Source organism: Bacillus sp. FSL M7-1020 (genome assembly GCF_038050415.1).
Classification (GTDB): domain Bacteria; phylum Bacillota; class Bacilli; order Bacillales; family Bacillaceae_G; genus Bacillus_A; species Bacillus_A toyonensis.
This window is the reverse complement of record NZ_JBBOTW010000001.1, coordinates 2,544,997-2,570,203: the sequence shown is the minus strand read 5'-3', so window position 1 is coordinate 2,570,203 and position 25,207 is coordinate 2,544,997. Positions and strand designations below refer to the sequence as shown.

The 25,207-nt window shown below is 32.7% G+C and carries 35 protein-coding genes; 18 read left to right on the top strand and 17 right to left on the bottom strand.

The annotated features are described in order from the left end of the window. Window positions 1–24: 24 nt before the first annotated feature. Both MHB70_RS13140 and MHB70_RS13135 read right to left on the bottom strand, forming a co-directional pair. Window positions 25–1,394 (bottom strand): IS3-like element ISBth167 family transposase gene (locus MHB70_RS13140; protein WP_284556908.1). Its coding sequence is split into 2 segments (ribosomal slippage): window positions 25–929 and window positions 929–1,394, totalling 1,371 coding nucleotides; the frame shifts between segments, so codons are not numbered across the junction. 108 nt (window positions 1,395–1,502) lie between these two features. Then, on the bottom strand, window positions 1,503–1,952 hold the full coding sequence (locus MHB70_RS13135; RefSeq protein WP_016108610.1) for a hypothetical protein: 450 nt from the start codon (window positions 1,950–1,952) through the stop codon (window positions 1,503–1,505). A 185-nt stretch (window positions 1,953–2,137) separates the two neighbouring features. Between MHB70_RS13135 and MHB70_RS13130 the strand changes: the two genes are divergently transcribed. From MHB70_RS13130 to MHB70_RS13085, 10 genes are all read left to right on the top strand, one after another. After that, a complete protein-coding gene (locus MHB70_RS13130; protein WP_141555875.1) occupies window positions 2,138–2,938 on the top strand; it encodes an aminoglycoside N(3)-acetyltransferase in 801 nt (266 codons plus the stop codon). 12 nt (window positions 2,939–2,950) lie between these two features. Further along, window positions 2,951–3,640 carry a phosphopantothenoylcysteine decarboxylase domain-containing protein gene (locus MHB70_RS13125; protein WP_000676697.1) on the top strand — a complete coding sequence of 230 codons (690 nt, stop codon included), beginning with the start codon at window positions 2,951–2,953 and terminating at the stop codon, window positions 3,638–3,640. A 142-nt stretch (window positions 3,641–3,782) separates the two neighbouring features. Beyond that, entirely contained in the window at window positions 3,783–4,256 is a 474-nt protein-coding gene (locus MHB70_RS13120; protein ID WP_000400640.1) for a tetratricopeptide repeat protein, read from the top strand. A 12-nt stretch (window positions 4,257–4,268) separates the two neighbouring features. After that, complete coding sequence (locus MHB70_RS13115) at window positions 4,269–5,333, top strand: hypothetical protein (RefSeq protein WP_061529392.1); 1,065 nt, start codon at window positions 4,269–4,271, stop codon at window positions 5,331–5,333. Window positions 5,334–5,467: 134 nt separating this feature from the next. Further along, window positions 5,468–5,980, top strand: coding sequence for a DUF402 domain-containing protein (locus tag MHB70_RS13110; RefSeq protein ID WP_001072802.1), 513 nt, complete (start codon window positions 5,468–5,470; stop codon window positions 5,978–5,980). 186 nt (window positions 5,981–6,166) lie between these two features. Beyond that, complete coding sequence (locus tag MHB70_RS13105; RefSeq protein ID WP_061529393.1) at window positions 6,167–6,922, top strand: ABC transporter ATP-binding protein; 756 nt, start codon at window positions 6,167–6,169, stop codon at window positions 6,920–6,922. A 17-nt stretch (window positions 6,923–6,939) separates the two neighbouring features. After that, window positions 6,940–7,926 (top strand): aliphatic sulfonate ABC transporter substrate-binding protein, encoded by a 987-nt coding sequence (locus tag MHB70_RS13100; RefSeq protein WP_000276900.1) that lies wholly within the window; start codon window positions 6,940–6,942, stop codon window positions 7,924–7,926. A 16-nt stretch (window positions 7,927–7,942) separates the two neighbouring features. After that, window positions 7,943–8,791 (top strand): ABC transporter permease, encoded by an 849-nt coding sequence (locus MHB70_RS13095; protein ID WP_061529394.1) that lies wholly within the window; start codon window positions 7,943–7,945, stop codon window positions 8,789–8,791. A gap of 76 nt (window positions 8,792–8,867) precedes the next feature. After that, window positions 8,868–9,980: an FMNH2-dependent alkanesulfonate monooxygenase gene (ssuD, locus tag MHB70_RS13090; protein ID WP_000404867.1), complete on the top strand. Its 1,113-nt coding sequence runs from the start codon at window positions 8,868–8,870 to the stop codon at window positions 9,978–9,980. A 138-nt stretch (window positions 9,981–10,118) separates the two neighbouring features. Further along, the gene (locus tag MHB70_RS13085; RefSeq protein WP_001289320.1) at window positions 10,119–10,211 is read left to right on the top strand and encodes a putative holin-like toxin; all 93 of its coding nucleotides are present in this window, start codon (window positions 10,119–10,121) and stop codon (window positions 10,209–10,211) included. 228 nt (window positions 10,212–10,439) lie between these two features. Here MHB70_RS13085 and MHB70_RS13080 read toward each other — a convergent pair whose 3' ends face one another. After that, window positions 10,440–11,261: an HNH endonuclease gene (locus MHB70_RS13080; protein ID WP_000189690.1), complete on the bottom strand. Its 822-nt coding sequence runs from the start codon at window positions 11,259–11,261 to the stop codon at window positions 10,440–10,442. Window positions 11,262–11,410: 149 nt separating this feature from the next. On the opposite strand from MHB70_RS13080, the gene MHB70_RS13075 reads away from it, so the two are divergent. Next, window positions 11,411–12,496, top strand: coding sequence for an AI-2E family transporter (locus MHB70_RS13075; protein WP_000837897.1), 1,086 nt, complete (start codon window positions 11,411–11,413; stop codon window positions 12,494–12,496). Between the two features lie 237 nt (window positions 12,497–12,733). On the opposite strand, the gene MHB70_RS13070 is transcribed toward MHB70_RS13075, so the two are convergent. Genes MHB70_RS13070 through MHB70_RS13045 form a run of 6 tightly spaced genes read right to left on the bottom strand, consistent with a single transcriptional unit; the run spans window position 12,734 to window position 13,722 of the window. Beyond that, entirely contained in the window at window positions 12,734–12,874 is a 141-nt protein-coding gene (locus tag MHB70_RS13070) for a YrzI family small protein (RefSeq protein ID WP_000668494.1), read from the bottom strand. A 27-nt stretch (window positions 12,875–12,901) separates the two neighbouring features. After that, window positions 12,902–13,042 carry a YrzI family small protein gene (locus MHB70_RS13065; protein WP_000669820.1) on the bottom strand — a complete coding sequence of 47 codons (141 nt, stop codon included), beginning with the start codon at window positions 13,040–13,042 and terminating at the stop codon, window positions 12,902–12,904. A 26-nt stretch (window positions 13,043–13,068) separates the two neighbouring features. Further along, window positions 13,069–13,212 carry a YrzI family small protein gene (locus tag MHB70_RS13060; protein WP_000668979.1) on the bottom strand — a complete coding sequence of 48 codons (144 nt, stop codon included), beginning with the start codon at window positions 13,210–13,212 and terminating at the stop codon, window positions 13,069–13,071. 26 nt (window positions 13,213–13,238) lie between these two features. Continuing rightward, complete coding sequence (locus tag MHB70_RS13055; protein ID WP_000668979.1) at window positions 13,239–13,382, bottom strand: YrzI family small protein; 144 nt, start codon at window positions 13,380–13,382, stop codon at window positions 13,239–13,241. Between the two features lie 28 nt (window positions 13,383–13,410). After that, entirely contained in the window at window positions 13,411–13,554 is a 144-nt protein-coding gene (locus tag MHB70_RS13050) for a YrzI family small protein (protein ID WP_000142746.1), read from the bottom strand. Between the two features lie 27 nt (window positions 13,555–13,581). Then, on the bottom strand, window positions 13,582–13,722 hold the full coding sequence (locus MHB70_RS13045) for a YrzI family small protein (protein WP_000156182.1): 141 nt from the start codon (window positions 13,720–13,722) through the stop codon (window positions 13,582–13,584). Between the two features lie 440 nt (window positions 13,723–14,162). Here MHB70_RS13045 and MHB70_RS13040 point away from each other — a divergent pair, with 440 nt between their 5' ends. The 6 genes from MHB70_RS13040 to MHB70_RS13015 all read left to right on the top strand — a co-directional run bounded on the left by MHB70_RS13040 (window position 14,163) and on the right by MHB70_RS13015 (window position 17,968). Further along, window positions 14,163–14,756, top strand: a complete 594-nt coding sequence (locus MHB70_RS13040; RefSeq protein WP_000876550.1) for a DUF4825 domain-containing protein — start codon at window positions 14,163–14,165, stop codon at window positions 14,754–14,756. A 145-nt stretch (window positions 14,757–14,901) separates the two neighbouring features. Beyond that, the gene (locus MHB70_RS13035) at window positions 14,902–15,279 is read left to right on the top strand and encodes a GntR family transcriptional regulator (RefSeq protein ID WP_000805198.1); all 378 of its coding nucleotides are present in this window, start codon (window positions 14,902–14,904) and stop codon (window positions 15,277–15,279) included. Next, complete coding sequence (locus tag MHB70_RS13030; RefSeq protein ID WP_000457684.1) at window positions 15,279–16,151, top strand: ATP-binding cassette domain-containing protein; 873 nt, start codon at window positions 15,279–15,281, stop codon at window positions 16,149–16,151. The genes MHB70_RS13035 and MHB70_RS13030 overlap by 1 nt, the downstream gene beginning before the upstream one ends. After that, window positions 16,148–16,819, top strand: a complete 672-nt coding sequence (locus MHB70_RS13025; RefSeq protein ID WP_000177830.1) for a DUF4052 family protein — start codon at window positions 16,148–16,150, stop codon at window positions 16,817–16,819. The genes MHB70_RS13030 and MHB70_RS13025 overlap by 4 nt, the downstream gene beginning before the upstream one ends. Window positions 16,820–16,860: 41 nt before the next feature. Then, window positions 16,861–17,340 (top strand): CcdC family protein, encoded by a 480-nt coding sequence (locus MHB70_RS13020; protein WP_000502991.1) that lies wholly within the window; start codon window positions 16,861–16,863, stop codon window positions 17,338–17,340. Between the two features lie 118 nt (window positions 17,341–17,458). Then, the gene (locus MHB70_RS13015) at window positions 17,459–17,968 is read left to right on the top strand and encodes a 2'-5' RNA ligase family protein (protein WP_001259265.1); all 510 of its coding nucleotides are present in this window, start codon (window positions 17,459–17,461) and stop codon (window positions 17,966–17,968) included. A gap of 15 nt (window positions 17,969–17,983) precedes the next feature. Here MHB70_RS13015 and coaW read toward each other — a convergent pair whose 3' ends face one another. The 8 genes from coaW to MHB70_RS12975 form a co-directional block, all read right to left on the bottom strand. Further along, on the bottom strand, window positions 17,984–18,805 hold the full coding sequence (coaW, locus tag MHB70_RS13010) for a type II pantothenate kinase (protein WP_000442513.1): 822 nt from the start codon (window positions 18,803–18,805) through the stop codon (window positions 17,984–17,986). Window positions 18,806–18,888: 83 nt separating this feature from the next. Continuing rightward, the gene (locus MHB70_RS13005) at window positions 18,889–19,287 is read right to left on the bottom strand and encodes a 3-hydroxyacyl-ACP dehydratase FabZ family protein (protein WP_000547668.1); all 399 of its coding nucleotides are present in this window, start codon (window positions 19,285–19,287) and stop codon (window positions 18,889–18,891) included. A 56-nt stretch (window positions 19,288–19,343) separates the two neighbouring features. After that, window positions 19,344–20,543, bottom strand: a complete 1,200-nt coding sequence (locus MHB70_RS13000; RefSeq protein ID WP_000222655.1) for an LL-diaminopimelate aminotransferase — start codon at window positions 20,541–20,543, stop codon at window positions 19,344–19,346. Window positions 20,544–20,938: 395 nt separating this feature from the next. Further along, on the bottom strand, window positions 20,939–21,304 hold the full coding sequence (locus MHB70_RS12995; RefSeq protein WP_000760383.1) for a hypothetical protein: 366 nt from the start codon (window positions 21,302–21,304) through the stop codon (window positions 20,939–20,941). 185 nt (window positions 21,305–21,489) lie between these two features. Then, on the bottom strand, window positions 21,490–21,783 hold the full coding sequence (locus MHB70_RS12990; RefSeq protein ID WP_002093668.1) for a hypothetical protein: 294 nt from the start codon (window positions 21,781–21,783) through the stop codon (window positions 21,490–21,492). Between the two features lie 154 nt (window positions 21,784–21,937). Then, window positions 21,938–23,140 carry an MFS transporter gene (locus MHB70_RS12985; protein WP_000269231.1) on the bottom strand — a complete coding sequence of 401 codons (1,203 nt, stop codon included), beginning with the start codon at window positions 23,138–23,140 and terminating at the stop codon, window positions 21,938–21,940. A gap of 282 nt (window positions 23,141–23,422) precedes the next feature. Continuing rightward, the gene (locus tag MHB70_RS12980; RefSeq protein ID WP_033657360.1) at window positions 23,423–23,857 is read right to left on the bottom strand and encodes a hypothetical protein; all 435 of its coding nucleotides are present in this window, start codon (window positions 23,855–23,857) and stop codon (window positions 23,423–23,425) included. A 163-nt stretch (window positions 23,858–24,020) separates the two neighbouring features. Then, the gene (locus MHB70_RS12975) at window positions 24,021–24,173 is read right to left on the bottom strand and encodes a YqbF domain-containing protein (protein WP_073990761.1); all 153 of its coding nucleotides are present in this window, start codon (window positions 24,171–24,173) and stop codon (window positions 24,021–24,023) included. 485 nt (window positions 24,174–24,658) lie between these two features. Here MHB70_RS12975 and MHB70_RS12970 point away from each other — a divergent pair, with 485 nt between their 5' ends. Beyond that, window positions 24,659–25,027 carry a hypothetical protein gene (locus MHB70_RS12970; RefSeq protein ID WP_033657361.1) on the top strand — a complete coding sequence of 123 codons (369 nt, stop codon included), beginning with the start codon at window positions 24,659–24,661 and terminating at the stop codon, window positions 25,025–25,027. The last annotated feature ends 180 nt before the right edge of the window (window positions 25,028–25,207 follow it).

The window sequence follows — 25,207 nt, the reverse complement described above, 5'->3', positions numbered from 1 at the left end:
AACCCAAAAAATTAGACAAATATATTAAGCAGCTACTAAGGATTGAACTCTGTATTGCACAGGGGACAATCCTTTTAGTTTTGTTTTAATTCTTTTGTGATTGTAGTAATGAATATAAGTTTCTAGTTCTTGCTTAAATTGTTCCATACTTTCAAACTCTTTAAGATAAAGTAATTCAGACTTTAATAAGCCAAAGAAATTTTCCATGACTGCATTATCTAAGCAATTTCCCTTACGGGACATACTTTGGATAACGTTATGTTTTTTAAGCGACTGATGATATTGTCGCATTTGATAATGCCAACCTTGATCCGAGTGTAAAATAGGAGTTTCCTTATCATTCAAACGTTGAAACGCCTTATTCAACATTTTAGAAACAAGGGAATAGGCAGGTCTATGTTCTATATTGTAAGCTATAATTTCTCCGTTATATAAGTCTAAAATGGGTGATAGATATAGTTTTTTACCATGTAAGTGGAACTCCGTCACATCTGTTACCCATTTTTCATTTGGTTTTGATGCGTGAAAATTACGTTTTAAAATATTAGGAGCGAATTTCCCGACAGTCCCTTTATATGAACGATATTTTTTTAATCGAACAAGACATTTTAATCCCAGGATATTCATTAAACGTCGAACGGTTTTATGATTTAATGCATGGCCTCGATTACGTAATTCCAATGTAATACGACGATAACCATACCTCCCAAAATTCTCACTAAAGATCTCTTTAATTAATTCTTTAATTTTCTTATATTTATCTGGACGTTTCGCTTGTTTCATCCAGTAATAGTACGTACTACGAGCGATATTAGCGACTTTCACAAGGTCAACGACCTTGTATTTATGCCTTAATTCATAAATCAATTGCGCTTTGTCTTGGTCTGTGATGTTTTCTTCTTTTGAACTAAGGCATTCAACTTTTTTAAATAGTCATTTTCCATACGCAGACGTTCATTCTCTGCTTGTAGCGCTTCTATAGAACCTTCAAGAGATACTTCGTTTTGTTTTAAATGTTGTAGCTTAGCTTTTTCTTTGGCCATGGTTAGACGCCCCTTTTTCTTTGATTTTAGGGCATCTAATCCTTCTGTTTCATAAGCTACTTTCCATTTTCGGAGTGTTTCGCAAGAAGGAATATTAAAAAAAGCAGCTGTTTCTCTCAGAGATGTCCCATTTTCATTCATATAATGAATTACATCTAGTTTATACTCGAGAGAGTAAGTTGTATAGCGTTTTTCAAACGCCTTTTCCCCTGAAAATTCAAACCGTTTAATCCATTGATAAAGTTCTCTAGGATGAACCCCTATAGAATTAGCAATGGTTTTTCCGCCTTCCGTACCTTCTAGATATCGTTTTACTGCTTGTATTTTATCTTTTGAAGAAAATTTAGCCATAAAAAATGCACCTCCAATTGTTAATTATGTGTCTAACAATTGGGGTGCACTTCATTTTTGATGGGCTTTTTCGTCTATCTATAAAGTGTAAATTGAAATGGTAACTTTTTATTGCTGTGATGTAACACTTTCATCTTTCTTCATTTCAAAGATTTTCTTTCCATCTTCATCTACAATTTTAATAGTGTTTCTAAGTTTTGGTACACCAATATATAAAACGGGATTTTCATCTTGCCCTTTATCTTTTTCAATATGTAATACGATAACAGATGTGTCTTTTTCGTCTTGTACTTCTTTTACTGTAATTTTATCGTTTTTATACTTTTTTCCAAATGCTACATACACCATTCTTTTTCCTTCACTAATACTACCATTTGAGTAATGAATCATAGTTGGATCTTTTTGTGCTTTTTCATATAAATTTAATGGCCCATATCCGCCTTCATTATATCTGGATTTTTCTAATACCCAATACCCCTCATAGTCATTGTTAATAGAAACACATGCATGTAAAGAAATGAGCCCAAATAGTAGAAAAGGAAATAGAATTTTTTTCATTTGTTCACCTTCTTTTAGTAATTCAAATGAATATACCATAATTTAACTATTTTTTACGTAATAATACTACCATTTTTTTGTAGTATTGAATACGATCAAGTTAAAAATTAAGAAAAATATGATAATATATTTATATAAAAGTTTAAATTTTAATATACGTGGTTAGTGGGGGAACCGTTATGAAAATGAATGAAATAGTTGAGAGTACACAATTTCCGAATACAATTCAAACAATTACAAACGATTTAAAAGCACTAGGAGTCGAAAAAGGAATGACAATTATTGTTCATTCATCATTAAGTTCTATCGGCTGGATATCTGGCGGAGTGGTTGCAGTAGTAGAAGCTTTAATGAAAGTCGTTACAGAAGAAGGAACAATTATAATGCCAACACAATCTTCGGATTTATCTGATCCGAAACATTGGTCAAGGCCGCCTGTACCTGAAGATTGGTGGCAAATTATACGTGATAGCGTCCCAGCATTTGATCCACGTATAACACCAACAAGAGGAATGGGGAAAATAGTTGAATGTTTTCGTACATACCCGAATGTAGTACGAAGTAATCATCCATTAGGAAGTTTTGCTGCATGGGGGAAACATGCAGAGGAAATAACAATGAATCATTCGCTATCGATGAGTTTGGGAGAGGAATCACCATTAAAAAAAATATACGATTTTGATGGGTACATATTATTAATTGGTGTTGGCTATGACTCGAATACGTCTGTTCATTTATCTGAAGTACGTTCTGGTGCATGTGAATTAATAAAAGTAGGAGCACCAATTATAGAAAACGGTGAAAGAGTATGGAAAGAATTTGTTGAAATGGATTACGAATCAGATACGTTTGTGGAAATTGGTGTAGAGTTTGAGCGAAAAGGAACTGTAACAATGGGGAAAATAGGTAATGCAACGAGCCGTCTTATGAAGCAAGGTGATATAGTTGACTTTGGAACAGAATGGTTTCTTAAGAAAAATCAGTAAGGGATGGTTACAATGAAGGGGAAAAAGGTATTAATTACAAGCGGTGGTTGTTTAGAAAAATGGGATCAAGTACGCGGACATACGAATATGGCTAAAGGTACGATTGGAAGAATAATCGCAGAAGAACTTATAGCTAAAGGGGCACACGTTATATATTTACACGGTTATTTCGCTGAGAAACCGAACGATGTAAATAGAGGATTAGAATTACATCCATTTGAGGGAATTGTTGATTTGCAAGATAAAATGAAAAGTATCATTACGCATGAAAAAGTCGATGCGGTTATTATGGCAGCGGCTGGATCAGATTGGGTTGTGGAAAAGATTTGTGATCAAGATGGCAATGTTCTTAATATGAATGGGAAAATTTCAAGTGATATAGCACCAATTATACATTTTCAAAAAGCTCCAAAAGTTTTGAAGCAAATAAAACAATGGGATCCGGAAACAGTACTCGTTGGTTTTAAGCTTGAAAGTGATTTAAGTGAAGAAGAACTGTTTGAGAGAGCGAAAAATAGAATGAAAGAAGCAAAGGCGAATGTAATGATAGCAAATTCACCACATTCTTTATATTCGCGCGGGGCTGTACACTATGTAATTGGACAAGATGGTAAAGGAAAGTTATGTAAAGGGAAAGATGAAACAGCGAAAGAAATTGTCAAAAGCTTAGAGATATTATGTAATCGTATTACTGCTTTGTAAAATTAAGTTTTTAGATAAGAATGAATCCGCATAGTATATGGGTAAGCGAAACTTTAATTAGTGGGAATTTTACTTTTACACGAATGTGAAGCATAAACCAATCAAGAGCTATACGCAGAATAATTGGTGAGGAGTGGATTCTATGGAACATTTATTAAAGCAAGCTATTAAACTTAGAAATGAAAAGAAATATGCGCAGTCTAGAGAAATACTTATAGGATTAACAAACTTTACAAAAGATGCAGAAGTACTGTACCAATGTGCATGGATACACGATGTCATGGGATTAGAAACAGAAGCAGTTCCGTATTATGAGCAGGCGATCGCAAATGGACTTGATGGTGAATCCCTTTGCGGTGCCTATATCGGTTTAGGGAGTACATATCGTTGCATTGGAGAGTATGAAAAGGCAATTGTGGTACTAGAAGCTGGAGTAAAGAAATTCCCTGAGAACGATCCGATGAGAGTATTTTTATCATTAGCAAAGTATAATGTAAACGAACATGAATCCGCAATGAAATTATTACTTGAAACAGTCGTGAAAGTAGATGAAGTAAAAGAATTTGAACGTGCTATTTCATTTTATAAAGACCACTTAAACGAGGTGTTTAAATAAAGGAGTGAACGTATGAGTGTCACACTATCGCGAAGGCGAAAAGGCATTTGGATTGGACTCGTATCTTGCATTATGTTATCCAACTATTTATTGTATGCCCTTCCCATTGTACCAGCTGCTCCAAAAGAAGTAGTGCTTGGGTCATTATTAGATTGTATGTTTGTAATTCCAGTCATTACGTATTTCTTTATTATTCGAAAAAGATACTCGTTAACGTATATCTTTCCTGTCGTAATAGCTGGATATATATTTGCGAGATTTATAATTCCAAGCGACTATTTACAAGCTTTTTCATTCGTTTCTTATATAGTAGTGACGAGGGAAATTGCATTTGTAGCTTTACAATTGTTCCTTCTATATAAAATCGTGACAATGCTTCCTAAAATAATTAATAAATATAAAGCACATAAAAAAGAGTATTCTTCATTCTCTTATTCAATTGATGCAGCATTTGATGACACTATGAAAAGAAGTAAGGTTATAAATATCATGCTTACTGAGTGTAAGCTAATCTATTATGCGTTATTATCTTGGCGTGCAAAAGTACCAGATGACGAATTTACCTATTCTTACCATAAAAACACCGGTGCTATAGGTGTTTATATCATGATAATTCACGCAACAGCAATTGAAAGTATCGGTTTTCATTATTTACTTCATCAATGGAATCCAGTAATAGCTTGGATTTTACTTATTTTAAACGTATATGCGATGATTTATTTTATAGCTGAAATACAAGCGATACGTAAAAATCCAATTATCATAACAGAAAAACAAGTAATGATTCAAATCGGATTAGGAAAGAAAATCGTTTTGCCATTTACACAAATTGATAATATTACGTTCTACAAGGGGGAATCACTAACAGCAAAAGAAGAGAAAGAGGTATTGGATGCAACTGTTATGGAGTTCATAAAAGAACCTGCTACTTTTGAAATAACGTTAAAAGAGCCAGTAAAAGCGCAGGTGTTATATGGTTTTTCTAAAACAGTAAATCGTGTGCACTTAAATGTTGATGAGGAACGGAAATTTTATAATGCGATTTCTGAAAGGTTAAAACTTATAAGTCATGAATAGTGAAAAACTCCTTCTAAAATAAGAGGGAGTTTTATTGTGTAATTGTAGACAACAATATAAACAACTATATACTTCTTAATTGCTATATAAATGGATATAATTAAGGATAGAAATAGCATAAGGGGAACAAAATAATGAATCAATTACGTACATCAAAAATTGAAATTACAGAAAGAAAAATTCGGTATGATTCGACAATAGTGGATTACGATTGCTTATTGCTGAAAAAACAATCGGAAAGTATCGTGTTATTTCACGAGGTCCAGTATTCATTTACAATGACGGCACACGATACAAAGTTAACTATTCAAAAAGGAAGTTACACAATTGCATACTACTGGGAAGATCGTCCTTACAATTTATACGTATGGAGAGATAAGGAAGGGAATTATGTAGGTGCCTATTTTAATATCGTAAAAAATACACAAATAACAGAAGAAGTAGTTTCCTTCGAAGATTTAATTATCGATATTATGGTACTTCCAAATGGAGAATATTTCATATTAGATGAGGATGAATTACCGGAGCCGATAGAAAACTTTGAAGATGGATTTGTAAAAGAAGCTCTTCATACATTGACGGATACCATTCAAGAGTTGCTTCCTAAAATTATAATAGAAACTGCTACTATCTTTAAAAATAAATAATGTTCATTAAAACCTAGTTGACTCATCGGAAATATTTGTATAATATGTAGTTAATTCTATAACAAGTGGCTGATTGGAGAAACCAAAGGCATTTTATCTATTGATAAAATGCCTTTGGTTTTTTTATTAGTTACATAACAGCATAATCAATTAATCCAAATGATTCATAGTAGGGAGGGTGAACGTGTGACAGTTTCAATTAAAGGGGTATCTAAGAAGTTTGCGAAAGCGGTAGGTAGTGTTCAAGTATTAGAGAATATTAATTTTCAATTAGAGAAAGGGGATTTTGTTACAATAATTGGTCCGAGTGGGTGCGGAAAAAGTACATTATTAAAAATTGTTGCAGGTTTAGATAATGATTTTGAAGGGAAAGTTGCTATTGATGGCGAGCGCATCGTAAAACCAAGTAAGAAACAAGGTTTTATTTTTCAAGAACATAGGCTTTTTCCATGGTTAACAGTTGAAGAAAATATAGCGGCAGATTTGTCGTTAAAAGATAAGTATGTGAAAGATAAAGTGAGAGAATGGGTTGAAATCGTTCGGTTAGATGGCTTTGAAAAATCGTATCCGAAAGAAATTTCAGGTGGGATGTCACAACGTGTTGCGATAGCAAGAGCTTTGTTAAGAGATCCGAATGTATTATTACTTGATGAACCTTTTGGAGCGCTGGATGCGTTTACTCGAAGTCATTTACAAGAAGTATTGCTAAATATTTGGGAGCAGAAGAAAACAACAATGATATTCGTTACACATGATATAGATGAAGCGATATATCTTTCAAACCGAATCATCATTATGAGTGCAAAACCAGGGGAAATACATAAAGTGATTGAAAATAAGTTGCCTTATCCGCGAAATAAAACTTCACAATCGTTCCAACAACTTCGAACGAAAGTATTACAGCAGTTTGAATATGGGGGATTGATTCAAACAAGTATATAGGAAAAGGGTGATTTTATATGTATAAAAAATTTATAGTTCTTTCTTTTGCTTTAGCTATATCAGTATTTTTATTAGGATGCGAAAAAAGTACAGCAAGTAGTAAGAAAGAAGATGTAACAATACAAATTGGTATACAGCAAGGATTAAGTCCACTATTACTAGCAAAGAAAAAGGGGTGGTTTGAAGAGGAGTTTAAAAAAGAAGGAGTTAAAGTGAAATGGACAGAGTTCCAAAGTGGACCTCCTTATTTTGAAGCAATCGCATCAAACCGATTAGATTTTGGTGAAGTAGGGAATTCTCCAGTCATTTCAGCGCAAGCAGCAGGTATTGGATTTACCGAAATCGCCAATACAAGTTATGCGAGAAAAGGAACTGGAATTCTCGTTCAAAAAGATAGCAAGATTGCGAGTATAAAAGATTTAAAAGGTAAAAAAATTGCAGTAGCAAAAGGAAGTAGTGCCTTTAATTTATTATATCGAGCACTTGATAAAGAAGGTATTGATGCAAAAGATGTAAATGTCATTCAATTACAACCAGATGAAGCGCAGCCTGCATTCGAATCAGGATCAGTAGATGCATGGGCGATTTGGGATCCATTTATTTCGTTACATACGGTAAATAAGGGCGCGAAAGTGATTGCAGATGGTGAAACATTAGATGTCTCTTCACCAGAATTTTTAATTACGAGAACAAAATTTGCGAAAGAACATCCAGAATTAGTTGAGAAATTTCTCAAAGTTTATGAGAAAGCACGTGTATGGCAAGATGCTAACTTAGATGAAGCAATAAAAGTATACACTTCTGTAAAAAAGATAGATGCGGAAATCGTAAAAGAAGTTTTTAATCACGACAAACCAATTTTAGTTCCGGTAACGAAGGAAATAATAGCAGAGCAACAAAAGACAGCGAAATTTCAATATAAGCTCGGTTCTATAAAGAAAGAAATTAAGACGGAAAAAGTTGTAGATAATTCTTTCGTAGAAAAAGCGTTGAAAGCGAAGTGAAAAGAGGTTTTGTAAAGTGGAAAATACGAAAGCTGTTATGAAATCAGCGAGTATAATGATTGAGAAAAACAGCGTAAAGAAGGTGCGGAAGTTAAATATAAAAGTTTTAGTAAGGGCGATTACTATACCGGTTATTATATTAATAATTTGGCAGTTGGCTGGCGTATTCGGTCTTGTCACTAAAACAGTTTTACCAACACCATTAGATATTTTTCTAGCTTTCCAAGAGCTTATTAAAACAGGAGAGTTATTCGGCCATTTAAGTATTAGTGTATTCAGGGCCGCAGCTGGTTTCTTTATTGGCGGGGGCTTAGGGGTTATTTTAGGAACGATTGTTGGATTTTCAACGAGAAGTGAGCAATATTTAGATCCATCTGTGCAAATGTTAAGAACTGTACCTCATTTAGCTGTTGCGCCGCTTTTCGTATTATGGTTTGGTTTTGGCGAAACATCGAAAGTATTATTAATTGCGGACGGTGCATTTTTTCCTTTATACGTAAATGCGTTTTTAGGGATACGAGGTGTAGACTCAAAGTTATTTGATGTTGCGAGAGTATTAGAGTTTAATAAACGAAAATTAATTACGAAACTAATTTTACCAGCTGCATTGCCTAACCTTTTACTAGGAGCAAGGTTATCGTTAGGTGTTGCATGGGTGAGTTTAGTAGTAGCAGAACTTATGGGATCTACAGAAGGTATCGGTTATATGATTATGGATGCAAGGCAATTTTCAAATACAGATATCGTATTTGTCGGTATTATAATCTTTGCATTCGTCGGGAAGTTTTCTGATTCACTCTTCCGTTTACTAGAAGTGAAGTTTTTAAGGTGGCGAGATAGTTTTAAAGGTGAGACAGGGAATTAATATGTAAATTATTAGGGGTAATTTATATACAGATTTTTAGTTTGCGTTTCAAAATAAATAAGGGGTGTGCAAGAGTATGGAAATATTATGGTTTATTCCGGCTTATGGAGATGGTCGATATTTAGGAACGACAAAACGAGGAAGAGCAGCTGAGTATGGTTATTATAAACAAGTTGCTGAGGCGGCTGATTATTTAGGATATACGGGTGTTTTACTTCCAACTGGTCAAGGATGTGAAGACCCTTGGGTGTTAGCTTCAGCTCTTGCTGCTGAAACAGAAAAACTAAAATTTTTAGTAGCAGTGAGACCAGGATTAATGTCACCTACAGTTGCAGCGAGGATGGCATCTACATTTGATAGAATTTCAGATGGTCGATTACTTATTAATGTAGTAGCTGGAGGAGATCCCGTTGAACTACAAGGAGATGGATTGTATCTTGAACATGACGAAAGGTATGAAGCAGCGGATGAATTTTTAAAAGTTTGGAAATCGACCTTGCAAGGTGAAACGATCTCATTAGAAGGAAAACATATTAAAGTTACAGAAAGTAAAGTCGTGTTCCCGCCAGTCCAAACACCGTATCCTCCTATATATTTCGGAGGGTCATCAGCTGCTGGAAAAGAAGTTGCAGCTGAACATAGTGATGTATATTTAACGTGGGGAGAGCCACCTCAGCAAGTAAAAGAGAAAATAGAGGAAGTAAGAAAACTTGCAGAAGAGAAGGGGCGTACGGTACGATTCGGTATCAGGTTGCACGTAATTGTAAGAGAAACAGAAGAAGAAGCATGGGAAGAGGCAGAACGTTTAATTCAATATGTAGATAATCAAACGATTGAGCTTGCTCAAAAGACATTTGCAAGATATGATTCAGTTGGCCAAAAACGGATGACATATTTAAATAAAGGAACAAGGGAGTCGTTAGAGATAAGCCCAAACTTATGGGCTGGAATCGGACTTGTAAGAGGTGGTGCAGGCACTGCACTTGTAGGAGATCCGCAAACGGTAGCGGAAAGAATAAAAGAATATGAAGCGTTAGGAATTGATACATTTGTTTTATCGGGATATCCTCATTTAGAAGAGGCATATGAAGTGGCAGAACTGTTATTCCCTTTATTGAAAGATGAGAAGAAACAAGAAAATAAAATTGTTGGTGAAATGATAGCTGATGCATTTGCATTAAAAAAATAATGAGAAAAAACCCGCAAGCGATTCGCATGCGGGTTTTCATCGTAAACTATCAGAAAATATGGTAAAATTAAATAGTAACTTAAGGTACGGTTGGCTGTTCAATTATCACTTCTCCGAATAGGAGGGGGGTGATAATACATGAGTGAAATAGCGTTGCTACTGCAGGGTGGACTGTTTCTCGTTGCATTGTTAACGTTCGTCGTTGTTTTAATAGACAAGCTCAAAAAATAACAACCCACCTAAGCCAATAGAATGTGGGTTGTTTTGTTTGTAAGAAACAAATAGGATAAGTGAACAATCCAATCTGCTAAGTTACGTGGACTAGTGTGTAGCCGCACACTAGTCTTTTTTATTTATATACAATTTATAATTAGTTTATGTGATTGTATTGTTCTTTTCATACTCATTATAACACAGTGTCTTTTCATGAAGAAAGGAGACCGTATGTTCTGATTTTGATTAAATAGTAGATGATGTTTCTTTAAATAACCCATCCATATACTGTTTTAAAGTTTGGACATAAAATTCTTGCTTATTCACATTATTTACGCCGACAATTGGCGATGCAAGTTCATATCGCTTTTCTGATAAATGAACGACAACATCAAAGATGTCAAACAAACGAATGAAGCAGAATAGGCCGTCTTTATCGCTAAGTAAAATAAAGTAATGGTTTTCACTATTTGTATTTAATGTATTCCATAATGAACTTTTGCTTAAGTCACGAACAATACTCTTTTCTTTTAATTCCATGAAATCGGCATTTGATAGAATATTAGAAATATCAATTGCATCTGGATCTTCAAAGTAGCCATCAATTGTTTGTACAGCGAAAGCGTAAGCCATTTTTAATACGCTCATTTTGTATTTACGGTTATCTAAAAGTAATTCACGTTGAATAGAGCTAGCTACTTTCGTTACACGTTCTTCTTTCCAAATTTCATTATGTAGAGAAATATCGTGCTTTTTACATAGTTTCATAATTAATGCATTGGAATAAAGTATTTCATCACTTACTTCAACAACATCTGTTTCAGCCGCCGCAAGTTCCTCACCATGCTCATTTGTATAGAGAGGGGAGTCGATTTGTTTTTTCATTTGCTCAATCTTAAATTGACTTAATTTATGCCTAATTAAAGGGCGATCAATATTTGTTGTCATTTGTTCATGACAAGTATCACAAATTGAGTTTGTGAAATAATAGCCACATAATATTTCTGGGATGACATATTGTTCACTCAGTTCTTTCGTATCTTTTCTGCAAATGATGCATTGTGTCATTTTTATCACCTTTACCTGCAAATTTGTATGTATTCTCATTGTAGTGTATTTATTGGTATTTTGGAATATTGTAAAGGAAAATATTATGTGAAATTAAAGTTTAATTTGGTACAATAAAGAGAAGTGCTAGTTTAAAGGAGGACGTTTGTTTGAAATCGAAAGTGCACTTTTGGACATTAGAAGTGCTAATGGTTGTAGGAATCATATTTATTTGCACAAAAATATCGTTTCTATTTCAACCGATTGGTATCTTCATATCAACATTGTTTTTCCCAATCTTAATCGCGCTTTTTTTATACTTCATATTTAATCCTGTATTAGTCTTTTTGGAGAATAAAAAAGTACCTAGAAATTTAGCGATTCTACTGTTATATCTTTTTATCATCACATTAACTGCGGTTGGCGTTGGAGTAGTTGTTCCGACGATTTCACAACAGTTAATGGATTTAGTGAAAAATATGCCAGGGTATATAAAAGAGGGAAAAGTATACATACAAGATTTATCACATCACAGATTGTTTGAATGGTTATCTACACAAAATTACGTTTCCATTGAAACAATTGAAAAAAATGCAATTGAATACTTAAAGGATATACCAAATACAATTACGTCGAGTGCAACGGCTTTATTTGGTATCATCACGAACGTTGCGTTAGTTATCTTTACAGTACCGTTCATTTTATTTTACATGTTTAAAGATGGGCATGCCTTTCCAGGAAAAGCGGTTAGCTTATTACCAGAGTCTTACCGTGAAGAAGGACTTCGTATCATAAAGGAAACGAATGAAACGTTATCTGCATATATTCAAGGGCAAGCGCTCGTTTGTATATTTGTTGGTGCTTTTACTTTCATCGGTTATTTAATTATCGATTTACCGTACGCTTTTGTTTTAGGAATTATTGCAGCATTTACAAATATCATTCCTAACTTAGGTCCATTTATCGGTGCGGCACCAGCTGTTATTGTAGGTTTGTTCGTATCTCCGATGCAAGCATTGTACGTAATTATTATTGTTACAATAGTACAACAGTTTGAAAGTAATATTATTTCACCACGTATTATGAGTTCGAAATTAAATATTCACCCGTTAACAATTATTATCTTAATTTTAGGGGTAGGTAATTTCGCGGGAATTATCGGAATGATTTTAGCAGTACCAGTTTATGCAGTAACAAAAACAGTTGTTTCAAACTTAGTAAGATTGTTTAAAACGAAACGAAATAATCGAAAATAGTATATGTTGAGGAAGATACACCGCTTTTTAAGTGGTGTATCTTTCGTTTGTTAATCAATATAAAAAAGTGTATTAATGCGATTTTATTATATGTTTTTTATATATCAAATTTAACGGTAAACTTGTGGGATTTAAGGTCTATAAAACTATGTGGAATCCCTCTGAACTATCCAAATCATTTCTTTACACCGTACTATCAACATCATAATCGACTCCTTTCAAGTTAATTCATATAAACTATAGGTGAGTGTAATATTTACTTTTACAATCACGAATTTCATCAATAATTTGTTTATACTGTTGCTCTTGTTTTAATTCATTTTGAGAAATCGTTTCTTTTTGAATCGTAATAGTTAAAAAGAAAAGGTGAAACTTCATATGTGAATTCCTCCTTTCAAATGGGAATTACAAATGACTACAGTAATGACTCTGTCTTTCTTTTACATAATCCATAGCTTGATTAATTTGACGTTCGTGAAGCATTTCAGTTTCAGAAAAATTATGTTTTTGAATGGTAATGGTTAAATAGAATACTTTAAATTTCATTAGATTTTTACCCCTTTATAAGTTATTTAGAACAGACGATTGTAAAAAGAAGATTGAAGCTCTTTTACTTCGTCCATAGTAGTTTGAACGTGTTGATCGTGTAAAACCTCATTTTGTGAAAGTTTACGCTTTTGAATGGTAATGGTTAAAAAGAATGCTTTAAATTTCATTGAATTATTACCCCTTTAGGATTTATTTAGAACAGACGATTGTAAAAAGAAGATTGAAGCTCTTTTACTTCGTCCATAGTAGTTTGAACGTGTTGATCGTGTAAAACCTCATTTTGTGAAAGCTTACGTTTTTGAATGGTAATGGTTAAAAAGAATGCTTTAAATTTCATGAAGATATTGCTCCTTTAAAATATATTTTTAATACATTTGTGTATAGTATGAAATTTTAATGTCAGTTATTTTATCAGTTGTTTGTTTTACTTGTTGTTTACGAATGATTTCATCTTCAGATAAAGTGTTTTTCTGAAGTGCAGTCGTAAAAAAGAAAACATGAAAAGTCATAAATGAATTCCTCCTTTCGAAAAGGAATTACAGGTGATCACAATAAAGCACTTGGCGCTCCTTAACATCATCCATAGCTTTTTGAATTCGCGCATTATGAAGCAGTTCCGTATTGGAACGTCTATTTCTTTGAATCGTAATACTTAAAAACAATACGCTAATAGTCATTGAATGTTGCTCCTTTCTTTAAAAAATAATGTAAGAGACTAAAAAACCGCACAAAAAAACCACAGGAAGATACAGTTCTCCTACGGCTGGGCGTGAAAAAGCCACAGGAAAGTATACGACCTCCTGTGGCGAATTTATGAATTAAAAGAAATAATATACGATCTTCAATTCTCCATTAGGGTGGTCGAATTCATATTCAATTGTCCGAAAAACAAAGGTGCAGCTAACGCAAAAGTTAATGCATGTAATTGTAATTTCATCATTTTCTTCGACCTCCTTTTAGAATTTTTTTCTTACGTTAGTAATTATATACAATTAATGGATAATTGTAAACCTAAAAATTGAAAATTTTTAATTTTGATTAAAATGCTTATATTTAAAAGGGATTTGAAAAGCAGTATAGTAAGTAACGAAATATCGATAAAAATGGGGGATGCTAAATGAAATATATGCATCGTAATGTGCTCGTTATGCTAACAATTTTTTTATTTATGACGGCTTGTTCTAACGGAGAAAGAATAAAAGATATATCTGATGTTAGGTCAGATGATTTTAAGAAATATACTGGAACGTACGTTGGTAATAATTCAGATGTGGTTGCAATTGTTAAAAATTTACCCGGTGGTGGAACAGTTCAAAGTATAAGTTTAGAAAATGAAAGTATAAAAGTGAACTATGGCGTAAAAGAGAGTGGGACTCTTACAGAAGAAATGATTGAGACGTATTGGTTTGATGGGAAGGATACGATGAAGAAGAATTTTCTCTTTAATGCTATATATCTAGTGATTTTAGTACCAAATGCAAAAGCGTATGAGTTTCAAATAGAAAATAAAAACTTTAAGATAACGAGGGAAGAAATGTTATCAATTTTGCATAGGAAATTCGATGATTTTCCAAAAGAAAAAGATATATGGGATAAAAATAAAGTTATAAAGTTTTTTAAGGGCAATGAAGAAAAAATTAAAATGCTTGTGAATGATAAAGATTTTAGGCAATCTTTATTTGCTAAATATCCAGTGAAGCAGTTGGAATAATTGTTGAAACTACGAGTTTTTTTAGGGAATCATTCTTAAATGAATGATTCCTTTTTATGTATAAGAAATTTATGGAAAAAACATTTGTAATGTGATATGGTTAATTACATAAGTAATGAACCTATGAACCTAAGGTGGTGAAATTGTGAAACCTACTCTAGAACAAAATAAGTTAATATACTTACAAATTGCGGAAACTATTGAATCTGATATTTTAAAAGATATATTGCTTGAAGAAGAACAAGTTCCATCGACAAATCAATTTGCAAAGATGTTACAAATAAATCCAGCTACTGCAGCTAAAGGGGTAAATGTATTAGTAGATGAGGGGATTCTATATAAAAAGAGAGGGATCGGGATGTTTGTTGCAAAGGGAGCAAAAGAAGTCGTACTAAAAAAAAGACAAAATACTTTTATGACAGAGTATTTACCTAAAGTGTGGGAAGAAGCAAAAGTACTAGAAATATCAAAAGGCGAATTGATGGATATGATACAAAAAATTACGAAGGAGGGGAAAGCGTAATGTTTGCACTTGAAACGAAAGATTTAACGAAAAAATATAAAAAGAAAATAGCTGTAAATGAAGTAACTATTTCATTGGAAGAGCATAAAATATATGGTTTGCTTGGAAGGAACGGAGCAGGGAAAACGACACTATTAAATTTACTCGCAGGACAAATTATTTCAAGTAGTGGAAATGTATCAATATTAGGTGAAAATGTATTTGAAAATAGTAAAGCGATGCAAAATATTTGTTTTGTTAGAGTGAAAGAAGAAGCTCATTTAAGTTATAAAGTAAGAGAAATTTTTAAGATGTGTAGCATGTTTTATAAAAATTGGGATGGAGAGTACGCTGAAAAACTTGCTGATAAGTTTCAGCTTAATATGACAGAGAAATACCATAAACTATCACATGGTATGCAAACAGTCGTTGGAATAATACAAGGACTAGCAAGTAGAGCACCAATTACTATTTTTGATGAACCAACTACAGGTTTAGACGCAGCGCATCGTGAGTTGTTTTATAGTTTACTATTAGAAGATTATGGTGAGCATCCTCGAACAATTATATTATCAACACATTTAGTAGAAGAAGTAACTCATGTAATTGAAGAGATAATCATCATAAAAGAAGGAAGATTAGTTGTTCAATCATCAGTGGAAGATTTATTACAACAAGGACATATTATTTCGGGGAAAAAAGATAAAGTGGATGAGTTCTCAATTAATAAAAAAGTTTTAAATCGAGAAGTTTATGGGAACAAAGGTATTACTGTTATATGGGAAGAGCTTTCTAATGAAGATTATTATTCTGTTGAAAAAGAGGGATTAGTAGTTGATAGAATTACATTACAAAAACTATTTATTCATATAACTGGTGGTGAAGTGAAATGACGATGATAATGAAGCAGTTAAAGTTACATATAAAATTTCATTATAAAGCAATTTTAATATTTTGGATTACAGCTTTACTTATAAAAGGAATCACAAGTGTAATGGAGTTAAAAGAAATAAGAGAAGGATTTTTACAACATATATTAAATAATCCTTCGATTGTAATTACATTGTTTATAGTAGTAAGTACTTTTATTATACAGGATGATGTGTTTCGTTTAGCAGTTTCATTTGGAGTAACGAGATTACAGTTTTTCATTGGATCAGTTTGCTATATCATATTACAAGCTGCGGTTTTCTCATTCCTTCAAGTGATTATTTTACAAAATACATTGTATAGAACAGTAAATATTAGTTTAGGAGAACACTCAGTTAAACAGTTTATTGTACAACTATTATTGTATGTTACAATTGCAACTTTTTTTCAAGTAGCAGTAGTGATTAAGAAACGTTTTAAGTGGATTGGTCTTATGATAGGCGGAACATTTTTTATATCATTGAATAGTGTACTTTATGCAGAAGTAGGAATACAGGATTTAAATTCTACATCTAATCTATCTTTAATAGATATCCCATACTTTATTGTCATTTCAATTGTTTTAACTATCGTCTATATCGTGACTAGCGGTATATTTATTCGAAAAGTATCATTTGAGCAAACCATTTAAAGTGTAATTAAATATATATTTTGGGAGAGTAGGAAAAACAAATGGGAGACACTTCTTCACTAATAACCGTCTTTGTATGCATTGCACTACTAATATTTTGGCGTCGTTACCGTTCTATGTACAAACCGATAAAAGGAACAGGAAAACGAATTTTGTGGCCATTACTATTTTTAACGCCAGGGATAATATGGTTTTTTGGTCCCGTACATCCAGCTATTTTACAAGTGGTTTTAGCAGCATGCATTGGGATTCTTTTCGCCGTACCACTTATAATTTTAACAAATTACGAACGAAGAGATGATGGGAATATTTATACGAAAAAAAGCACAGCTTTTCTAATTACTTTTATTGCACTTGTTGTTTTAAGATACGGTTCAAGGCAATATATTGTTGATTTGGATCCACAAACGATTGGTTTATTATTTTATGTCGTTGCCGTTTCGTATATTATTCCATGGAGAATTGCTTGTTATATAAAATTTAGGAAAGTTTGGCGGGAAAATAATAATCCTGCTATATGAAAACTTCTCATTTGAGAAGTTTTTTATTTTTAGATGTAAGCAAAACAATTTGTTGAAGTACAGGCTGCCATACAATATGATAAATATAAAAAATTAAGGGGAAGTAGGGGATATAAAAATGCGTACCATTGTACTTTTTCTAAACAACATGTCCATCCATGAAATAGAGGACATTAGACTAGAGCATAATCCTTTATTCGGATTAATCCCACCGCATGTTACAATTGTATTTCCGTTTGAAAGTCCTATTTCAAATGATGAGTTGAAATTACATATTTTGAATGTGTCAAAAAAGATATATAATATAGAAATTGAATTTGCGAATCAAATAACGAGTGAAGGAGCATATTTGTTTTTACGAGTTGAAAAAGGGAAAGAACAAATAGAAGATCTACGTAATATCCTGTATACAGGACCTTTATTACAGTTTTTGAAAGAAGACATTCCGTACATCCCGCATGTAACAGTCGGGAGAAAAGAAAGTGCTGAGCTAGCTGCTGAAGTAGTTAAAAGTATTCCTAGTTTTCATGAGAAATTAAATTGTGTGATTAATAGAATTAGTGTGGAGCGAATTGGAGAGAACGAAGAGTCAATTATTGAATTTGAAGTACCATTGCAAAAAAGCTGACAAAAGTCAGCCTCTTTATTTTGTAGCATGAAGTAAAGCGCCAATCGCACCACTATAACCATCATCTTGTAAAAAGATTGGTGTTTTATTTTGATATTTTGTGTAGCTACTAATAATATTTTGAAGGTGTACATTATTACATAGAGTCGAACCAATATAAATAATATGGTCAATGTTTTTTGCTTCGGCGAATTGAAGGCTTAATGCAGTAACGACTTCACCGACAAGTCCTTGTACAGTAGCGATTATATCTGAGCTATTATAATTTGAGTCTGTAATAGCGGCTTTACCAAAATTGCTTGCAGTTAAACTATTATCAATAGGAGAGAGAATACCACCATAAATATCTCCCACCGTAATATCTAGTTCTTTTCTAGAACCTATGTTTGTAAGAGGGATTACATCTTCAAAATGATCAATATTTGTTAATAATTTTGAAAGTCCCATAATAGTACCTCCGCCAACTCCAGTTCCTCCAGCTCGAATATAATGGTCATTATAAACGTAATGGATAGAAGTACCTGTACCGATATTGGTTAAAATAAAGTTGTTTATAGAATGTTTTTCTTCTTTTAATATGTATCGTACACCTGCAAGAGTAGCTTCAAATTCGTTTAGCTCTACTATTGTATATGCATCCGAAAGTAGTTGTTGTAATAGTTTCGCTTTACCACCTGTAATACATATTTGTTTCATTCTATTATTGCTCTGAAGCCAATCCATAATTTTATCTTGTTCATGTGAATAAAACTTTTCAAAAGCTAATTCCTTTTTTTCATTAATATAAGCAATTTTCGTTAATGTTCCTCCAGCATCGATACCGATAGTTCTTTCCATTTTCCTACTCCTAACTACGTAATATATTTATCTTATAAGCCCAATTGGCGTGGGATAGATATCCCGGGCGGATCAAATAGTGATTAATCTGCTTGATATATTAATAGTTTTTTTATAGTTACAATAGGGTGGCTGTTAACTGTTGCCGTACCTGTACCGAGAACAAACCCTCGACGGTTACGTGTTAGCTCATAATGTAAATCAAGTTTATCACCAGGGTATGCTTTCTCATGGAACTCAACTCCATCTAATGAGGAGAGAAAGCCTAATCCTTCAGAGTCACTTGTATTTACAAATGCACTAAGCTGCGCAAGTGCTTCTACAATTAACATATGAGGCATATGTTTTTGCGTATCATTTATAAACCATTCGTTATTTGTAATGAGTTTGTATCCTGTCACGGATTCACCTTGTTTTATACTTGTTACTTTATCAATCATTAAAAATGGATAACGATGGGGTAGTGTATCTTTAATGTGCATATGAAAGTACCTCCAATAAATAATACCCCTGCTAAAGTTAAGCAGGGGAGTAGTAACTAATTTTTAACTAATTCCTCTATTATTTCAAGAGAAAAAATGCCGCTATTTCTAATGTTTTCAACGACTTGTTGTAATACCGCTTTATCTTGAACAAGAGCAATACGTACAAAGCCTTCTCCGTGAGGTCCGAATGCATGACCTGGTGTTACAACGACATTTGCACGATCCATTAATGCATAAGCGAATTCTAGAGAAGTCCATCCATTCGGTATTTCAGCCCATACGAACATACTGCCAGCTGGCTTATCGACATTCCAGCCAAACGTTCGGAACCCATTGACTAAAGTATCTCTACGTTCTTGATAAATGGTGCGGTTTTTCTCGCAAAACTCCGCACCATTTCTTAGTGCTGTAGATGCTGCTTTTTGAATAGGCAAAAATACACCGTAATCTGTATTAGACTTAAATTGCGTAAGCGCTCCGACAATTTCCTCATTTCCAATCATATAACCAATGCGGCTACCTGCTAAACTATAACTTTTTGATAAAGAGTTTATTTCTACGCCAACTTCTTTTGCACCAGGTAGAGAGAGGAAGCTAATTGGTTTGTTGCCATCGAAATAAAATTCAGCATAAGCAAAATCATGGACAACAATAATATTATGTTTTTTCGCGAATGCGATTACTTCTTTAAAGAAATCTTCATGTGCCATTGCTGGAACTGGATTCCCTGGGAAGTTCAAAATCATCATCTTTGCTTTATCGGCGATCTCTTCAGGGATAACTTGTAAGTTAGGTAAGAAATCATTCTCTTTCTTTAATGGCATGTAGTACGATGTTGCACCAGCCATTTGAATACCTGTTTCATAAGCTGTATATCCTGGATCAGGAACTAATATAATATCTCCTGGATTTGCATAAACCATCGGTAAATGAACGAGTCCATCCTGTGAACCCATTAATAATAAAATCTCTTTTTCAGCATTTAATATAACGTTATGAGTGTTATTGTAATATTCAGTTACAGCTTCGTGAAATTCTTGAATACCTGTTAATGTGTATCCATAGCTTTCTTTTTCACTTGCTGTATGTACCATTGCTTCTCTTACGAAATCAGCAGGAGGCATATCAGGATTTCCGATACTTAAATCAATCATTTTATGACCTGCTGCAATTTTCTCTTTTTTATAGGCCCCTAATTCACTAAATATAGAAGATTGGAATGCTTTCATTCTAGTTGCTAACGTGTAAGTCATCAAAACCCCTCCTAAAAACAGTGCTTTCTTTCTACGTATTTAATTATTCTGAAAACACATGTTTACATTTTATCACTTTTTTATGAAAATTAAAACGATTGACAAATTTAGAGGAAGGGTTAGTCTATTTTGAAAGAGGAAGCTGTATATAGGCTAGAATGGTTAATTGAAATGTCTATTATATCTTTCTACGCGGATTAGGATGACGGGACAAATTGTTGATATAAGTAAGGAACTTAAACTTCTCATAATAAGCACCTCACAGTGAAATTATTTAGATTATTAAGCAATTATACATTCAAATTAAAAGATTAAAAAGAGGGAAATGTTTTTGAGAAAGCTTTCTAAAGTGAAATAACGCAGAAAATATTTCCTGCGTCTCATCTGAAATGTAATCATTTCTTTTTATATGTACATAATTTTTCAGCTGTCAAAAAATATACATTTAATAATGTATCATCGACAACCTTTAAAGTTTGATCTGATGTAAATGAGTTGCCATAATCAATGTGATATACATTAGAATTTTTGACAAATGAACCTTTATATAAATCCTCTTTTTTATTTGTAGTTTGCATTTCTACTAAATTTTGAACAATTTCCTCTTTATTTTCTTTTTTGACAACTGTTTCAAATTTATAATATACAGGACATTCACCGTTTTTATTGTCAACGACTTCCCAAGAACCGTATATATCATTCTTGTTGCAGCCACTAAGTAAAACGATCAGTATAGGAAATATAAGTAGATATTTTTTCATTTTGTGCTCCTTTCTTATTATGGCTAATAAACGTGCGAATACGATAGAAATATTGTAATAAATAAAGTTTAAATTTTTTTAAAGAATTACTTAATTTCACATAAAAATTGGGAAAAGCATAGCAAAAATAAAAGACATGAATTTACCGTAATACTAGTTTTTCATGCCTATCAGTATAATTTTTGCTATGCCTTTTTGAGGATAAATGAGGAGGAAAGTAGGATGACTATTCCATTTAAAATATATACACTTGCAATAATAAAGGCTAACGTACCTACGCTAAATCCACTTTTATCGAATATAGAAGCGAATGCTGTAGTAGTCAAAAAGACAATGGGAGTTAACAATAAGAAAACGAAACCTGCCACAATTCGCCTTTTAAAGCTATGTTGAGAAAGGGAAATGGTTAAAAAGTTTAGGATGCTAAATATAACTATTACAAAAATAAAGATAATAAATAACTGCATGCCATCATACATTTTCGCAACTCCTTTATTTATTATTTATATACTATATTCGAAAGCGAAAGGGGGACTCCTTTAAATCGTTTCACTTAACATATTAAATGGTTTTTTATAAAACAAAAAGGCATGGCCCAGTATAAAACTGAATCCATGCCCAATAATGTTTACGTTATAAATTCGCAGATTGCGAAGGTTGTTTTTCATAATGTTTCTGTTTAGAAAGGGAAATAGAAATAATCAACAACGAAACGACTCCGAAGATGAGAACCATATATTGCAACCCAATCGTATCTAAGAAGAAGCCAGTTCCAAGTAAGACAATTTGGAACATAACTCTCTCAAACATATTACGGAATGAGAAGAGGCGGCCGTGATAGCTTTTTTCTACTTTCGTTTGGAAAATTGTCGACATAATAGGGAAGAAACAGCCGACACTAAAGCCAAACAAACCAAATGATGTAAGAGCCATCCATTTTATATCGCTAAAGAACAATGAAAGGTGTGCAAAAGCGGTACAAACTGCGAAGAAATATAGTAATTTTTCAGGTTTAAAATAATCAGATAAACGTTTAATAACGAAGGCACCTAACATAAATGCAACACCTTCAATTGTATATATGAATCCTTTAATCGTTGGATCATGTTGCATTTCACTAATGTTAATAACCATTAAATTAAAACCAGCAATAAATAATAGTGGGATGATACTTAATATAAGTGCTGTGAAAGCAATAGGAATTCCTTTTAAAATACGAAATACTTCCATAAAACTATTATCTTTTGCAGCCTGTTTACTTGGCACTGTTGATTTTTTATCTTCAAATTGTAGAAAGAAAGTTGAAAGGAACAATAGAGCATATGCAGCCATTGAGAAGGCATACATATATTGTAAACTCATTACAACTAAAAGAATTCCACCTAGTGAAGTACCTGCAATACGAGCAATTGTACCAACATTCATATGTACACCGTTCATTTGTAATAACTCATGTTCACGTACGATGAGTGGAATTACAGATTGTAATGCAGGGAAATAAAATGCGGCTGAAATTTGAAGTGCAACCATAAAGGCGATCATAAAGGCTATACTTTCAAATTGAATAGCGAAAAACATAAAAATAACACTTAAAACCCGACCAAACCCAGCATAAAGAAGAACTTTTTTCTTATCATACTGATCGATGACCCGACCAGCCATTGGACCAACGATAACACCTGCTAATAGTCCGATAAATAATATAACTGATTTCATAAAATCAGAAGGGACATATTTTTGCATAAATTCTAAGTTGCCAAGAATACCAAGCCATAAACCTAGACCAGCAATAAACTCCCCAATTAAAACGATCCAAACATTTTTATTACGCCACATAATGTAAAACCTCTCCGTCTTTTAAAGTGAAAAACTCGTATATAAAACCTCCTTATTTATGTAGTATTTTTTTACGAACTTTTTTAGAGTCAGAGTCTATATTACGTGTTTCATTAGTGGATTTCAATCTTTTTGATTTGGCGAAAATTGGATTTATGAGTTGATGAAATAAGCATTAAAAATAAAATGAACTTTGAATTAATTACATATAAAAAATAAAAAAAGCAAGAGCGTAATAGTACGTCTCACTTTTCTAAAATACACTATTGTAAATAGAGTTGCTTAATAACTATTATGACCTTGTCCAATTGCTAATGCACTAAAGGTGAGGGGGCCAATAACATCTGCACTTGCAGCACTTGTTAAATTTTCCACAGTTAAAGTGTATTCGTGAATCCCACAGCTTATATTTTTATTAATTGTTTGAAATGTTTCAACGTAATATTGTTCAGAATCTGTAGATCTAATACTTACTTGTGTGTTGAAAATTTCAATGTTGTTACGGAAAACCCTAAACAATATTTGTGATATATCAGTTATACCTTTAACTCCAACTGTAGCAATTAATTCTACTCGATTATCACGTGAATCTTTTATTGGAATTTTTAATTCAATATTTGCTAGAATTGCTTTGTTTGGGGAATCGGGAATTGTAAAAGTAGTTGCGTCAGTTTTATTTATTGGCTGAATAGCTTGGTAATCAATGATATGAGTTATGGTTGTCACCTCCTCATATATTAAAATATGAAGGTAATGACGGATTAGATTGGACGTATATTAGAAGATAGTAATAGAATAGGGTTGAATATAGGGGAATAATATAAAAGCATCAAGAAGAGAACCACGAGTATGTGGTTTATTTCTTGATGCCCTTCCTACATTAAGCAGAATATTCTTCTTTACGAACTTCGAAAAATTCATTACGTAGTAAGTAATTATAAATTTTTTCTGAAACCTCTTCTTCTTCAGACACTAAGTAACGATGATCAAACGCATAGAATGATTTTCCTTTAATTAATTTTACGTAATAGATTTTGCACGCCTCCTCTATCGAATGTATTACTTGCTTTATATTATGGTGGCCTATATACCTGTTAATCATACTTTGGGTTTCAAAAGGTAGAAGTAAAAATGTTAACATGTTGAAATAGCTTACAAATCTGTAATGTTTTTGTCACCTTTTCCGATAGTTAAAAATAACCAATCTCTTCTATACTACAAATAAGTTACATAAAATAAGGAGGGAAAAAGATGGATGAAGTAATTGGAGAAGTTGTAGCAGGTATTTGTGAATTTGTGGTAGAAGTAACGGCAGATGCTATAGGAAATTTAGTTTCTGGAAATGATGAGGAAAAGGAAACATTGTAATAGGTTGTAAAAGTATAAAGGTAACTAAAATATAAAGGCTGATTCCTAAAGGGAAGTCAGCTTTTTTATTTTTTACATTTTATTAACTTTATTTAAATATTCATTTGTTATGATATTAGTGAAGCTAATTAAGGGGGTGAAAAAATGAATATGCCGAATTTTGGGACTGATGTATCTGATTTTCGTTTGATTGTGGCGAATGTAGATGAAAGGGAATATCATTTTATTGTTCGGGAACATCCGATTTTAGGGAAAATTATATCGCTATTTGAAAATGGAAAAGAATATGGCTTAATAGACAAACAAATCGCTATTAAAGATACATTTATTAAATCGGAGCTTACTAAGTTAGATGGTTTTAATATCGATATACTTCATCATACACCTGGATGGATATGGATTGGCATGAATCAATTTGGTTTACATGCTCGAGAGGCTACTTATAATGAAGTAGAAGTTATTATGAAGTTGAAAGAGGATTTATATTACATAGATATATATGAGGAAATAAAAATGTAATAGATATTTAGTTGGGTTAGGGGATTAGTTCCCATAACCTTTTTTGTTTTAAAGTAATATTCATATCATTTTGACGATGGTCTGTCTGTATTACAAGAGGTGAGCTGAAAAGAGGATTTGAAAATACATAAAGAGAACTTTAATTATTATATGAATCATATATATTAATAACAATAGAAG

Bases quoted from the DNA above. Each gene is read 5' to 3' on its own strand.
- MHB70_RS13135 (WP_016108610.1), bottom strand. From the start codon at position 1,952: ATGAAAAAAATTCTATTTCCTTTTCTACTATTTGGGCTCATTTCTTTA.
- MHB70_RS13130 (WP_141555875.1), top strand. From the start codon at position 2,138: ATGAATGAAATAGTTGAGAGTACACAATTTCCGAATACAATTCAAACA.
- MHB70_RS13125 (WP_000676697.1), top strand. From the start codon at position 2,951: ATGAAGGGGAAAAAGGTATTAATTACAAGCGGTGGTTGTTTAGAAAAA.
- MHB70_RS13120 (WP_000400640.1), top strand. From the start codon at position 3,783: ATGGAACATTTATTAAAGCAAGCTATTAAACTTAGAAATGAAAAGAAA.
- MHB70_RS13115 (WP_061529392.1), top strand. From the start codon at position 4,269: ATGAGTGTCACACTATCGCGAAGGCGAAAAGGCATTTGGATTGGACTC.
- MHB70_RS13110 (WP_001072802.1), top strand. From the start codon at position 5,468: ATGAATCAATTACGTACATCAAAAATTGAAATTACAGAAAGAAAAATT.
- MHB70_RS13100 (WP_000276900.1), top strand. From the start codon at position 6,940: ATGTATAAAAAATTTATAGTTCTTTCTTTTGCTTTAGCTATATCAGTA.
- ssuD (WP_000404867.1), top strand. From the start codon at position 8,868: ATGGAAATATTATGGTTTATTCCGGCTTATGGAGATGGTCGATATTTA.
- MHB70_RS13085 (WP_001289320.1), top strand. From the start codon at position 10,119: ATGAGTGAAATAGCGTTGCTACTGCAGGGTGGACTGTTTCTCGTTGCA.
- MHB70_RS13080 (WP_000189690.1), bottom strand. From the start codon at position 11,261: ATGACACAATGCATCATTTGCAGAAAAGATACGAAAGAACTGAGTGAA.
- MHB70_RS13070 (WP_000668494.1), bottom strand. From the start codon at position 12,874: ATGAAGTTTCACCTTTTCTTTTTAACTATTACGATTCAAAAAGAAACG.
- MHB70_RS13065 (WP_000669820.1), bottom strand. From the start codon at position 13,042: ATGAAATTTAAAGTATTCTATTTAACCATTACCATTCAAAAACATAAT.
- MHB70_RS13060 (WP_000668979.1), bottom strand. From the start codon at position 13,212: ATGAAATTTAAAGCATTCTTTTTAACCATTACCATTCAAAAGCGTAAA.
- MHB70_RS13055 (WP_000668979.1), bottom strand. From the start codon at position 13,382: ATGAAATTTAAAGCATTCTTTTTAACCATTACCATTCAAAAACGTAAG.
- MHB70_RS13050 (WP_000142746.1), bottom strand. From the start codon at position 13,554: ATGACTTTTCATGTTTTCTTTTTTACGACTGCACTTCAGAAAAACACT.
- MHB70_RS13045 (WP_000156182.1), bottom strand. From the start codon at position 13,722: ATGACTATTAGCGTATTGTTTTTAAGTATTACGATTCAAAGAAATAGA.
- MHB70_RS13040 (WP_000876550.1), top strand. From the start codon at position 14,163: ATGAAATATATGCATCGTAATGTGCTCGTTATGCTAACAATTTTTTTA.
- MHB70_RS13030 (WP_000457684.1), top strand. From the start codon at position 15,279: ATGTTTGCACTTGAAACGAAAGATTTAACGAAAAAATATAAAAAGAAA.
- MHB70_RS13025 (WP_000177830.1), top strand. From the start codon at position 16,148: ATGACGATGATAATGAAGCAGTTAAAGTTACATATAAAATTTCATTAT.
- MHB70_RS13020 (WP_000502991.1), top strand. From the start codon at position 16,861: ATGGGAGACACTTCTTCACTAATAACCGTCTTTGTATGCATTGCACTA.
- MHB70_RS13015 (WP_001259265.1), top strand. From the start codon at position 17,459: ATGCGTACCATTGTACTTTTTCTAAACAACATGTCCATCCATGAAATA.
- coaW (WP_000442513.1), bottom strand. From the start codon at position 18,805: ATGGAAAGAACTATCGGTATCGATGCTGGAGGAACATTAACGAAAATT.
- MHB70_RS13005 (WP_000547668.1), bottom strand. From the start codon at position 19,287: ATGCACATTAAAGATACACTACCCCATCGTTATCCATTTTTAATGATT.
- MHB70_RS13000 (WP_000222655.1), bottom strand. From the start codon at position 20,543: ATGACTTACACGTTAGCAACTAGAATGAAAGCATTCCAATCTTCTATA.
- MHB70_RS12995 (WP_000760383.1), bottom strand. From the start codon at position 21,304: ATGAAAAAATATCTACTTATATTTCCTATACTGATCGTTTTACTTAGT.
- MHB70_RS12990 (WP_002093668.1), bottom strand. From the start codon at position 21,783: ATGTATGATGGCATGCAGTTATTTATTATCTTTATTTTTGTAATAGTT.
- MHB70_RS12985 (WP_000269231.1), bottom strand. From the start codon at position 23,140: ATGTGGCGTAATAAAAATGTTTGGATCGTTTTAATTGGGGAGTTTATT.
- MHB70_RS12970 (WP_033657361.1), top strand. From the start codon at position 24,659: ATGCCGAATTTTGGGACTGATGTATCTGATTTTCGTTTGATTGTGGCG.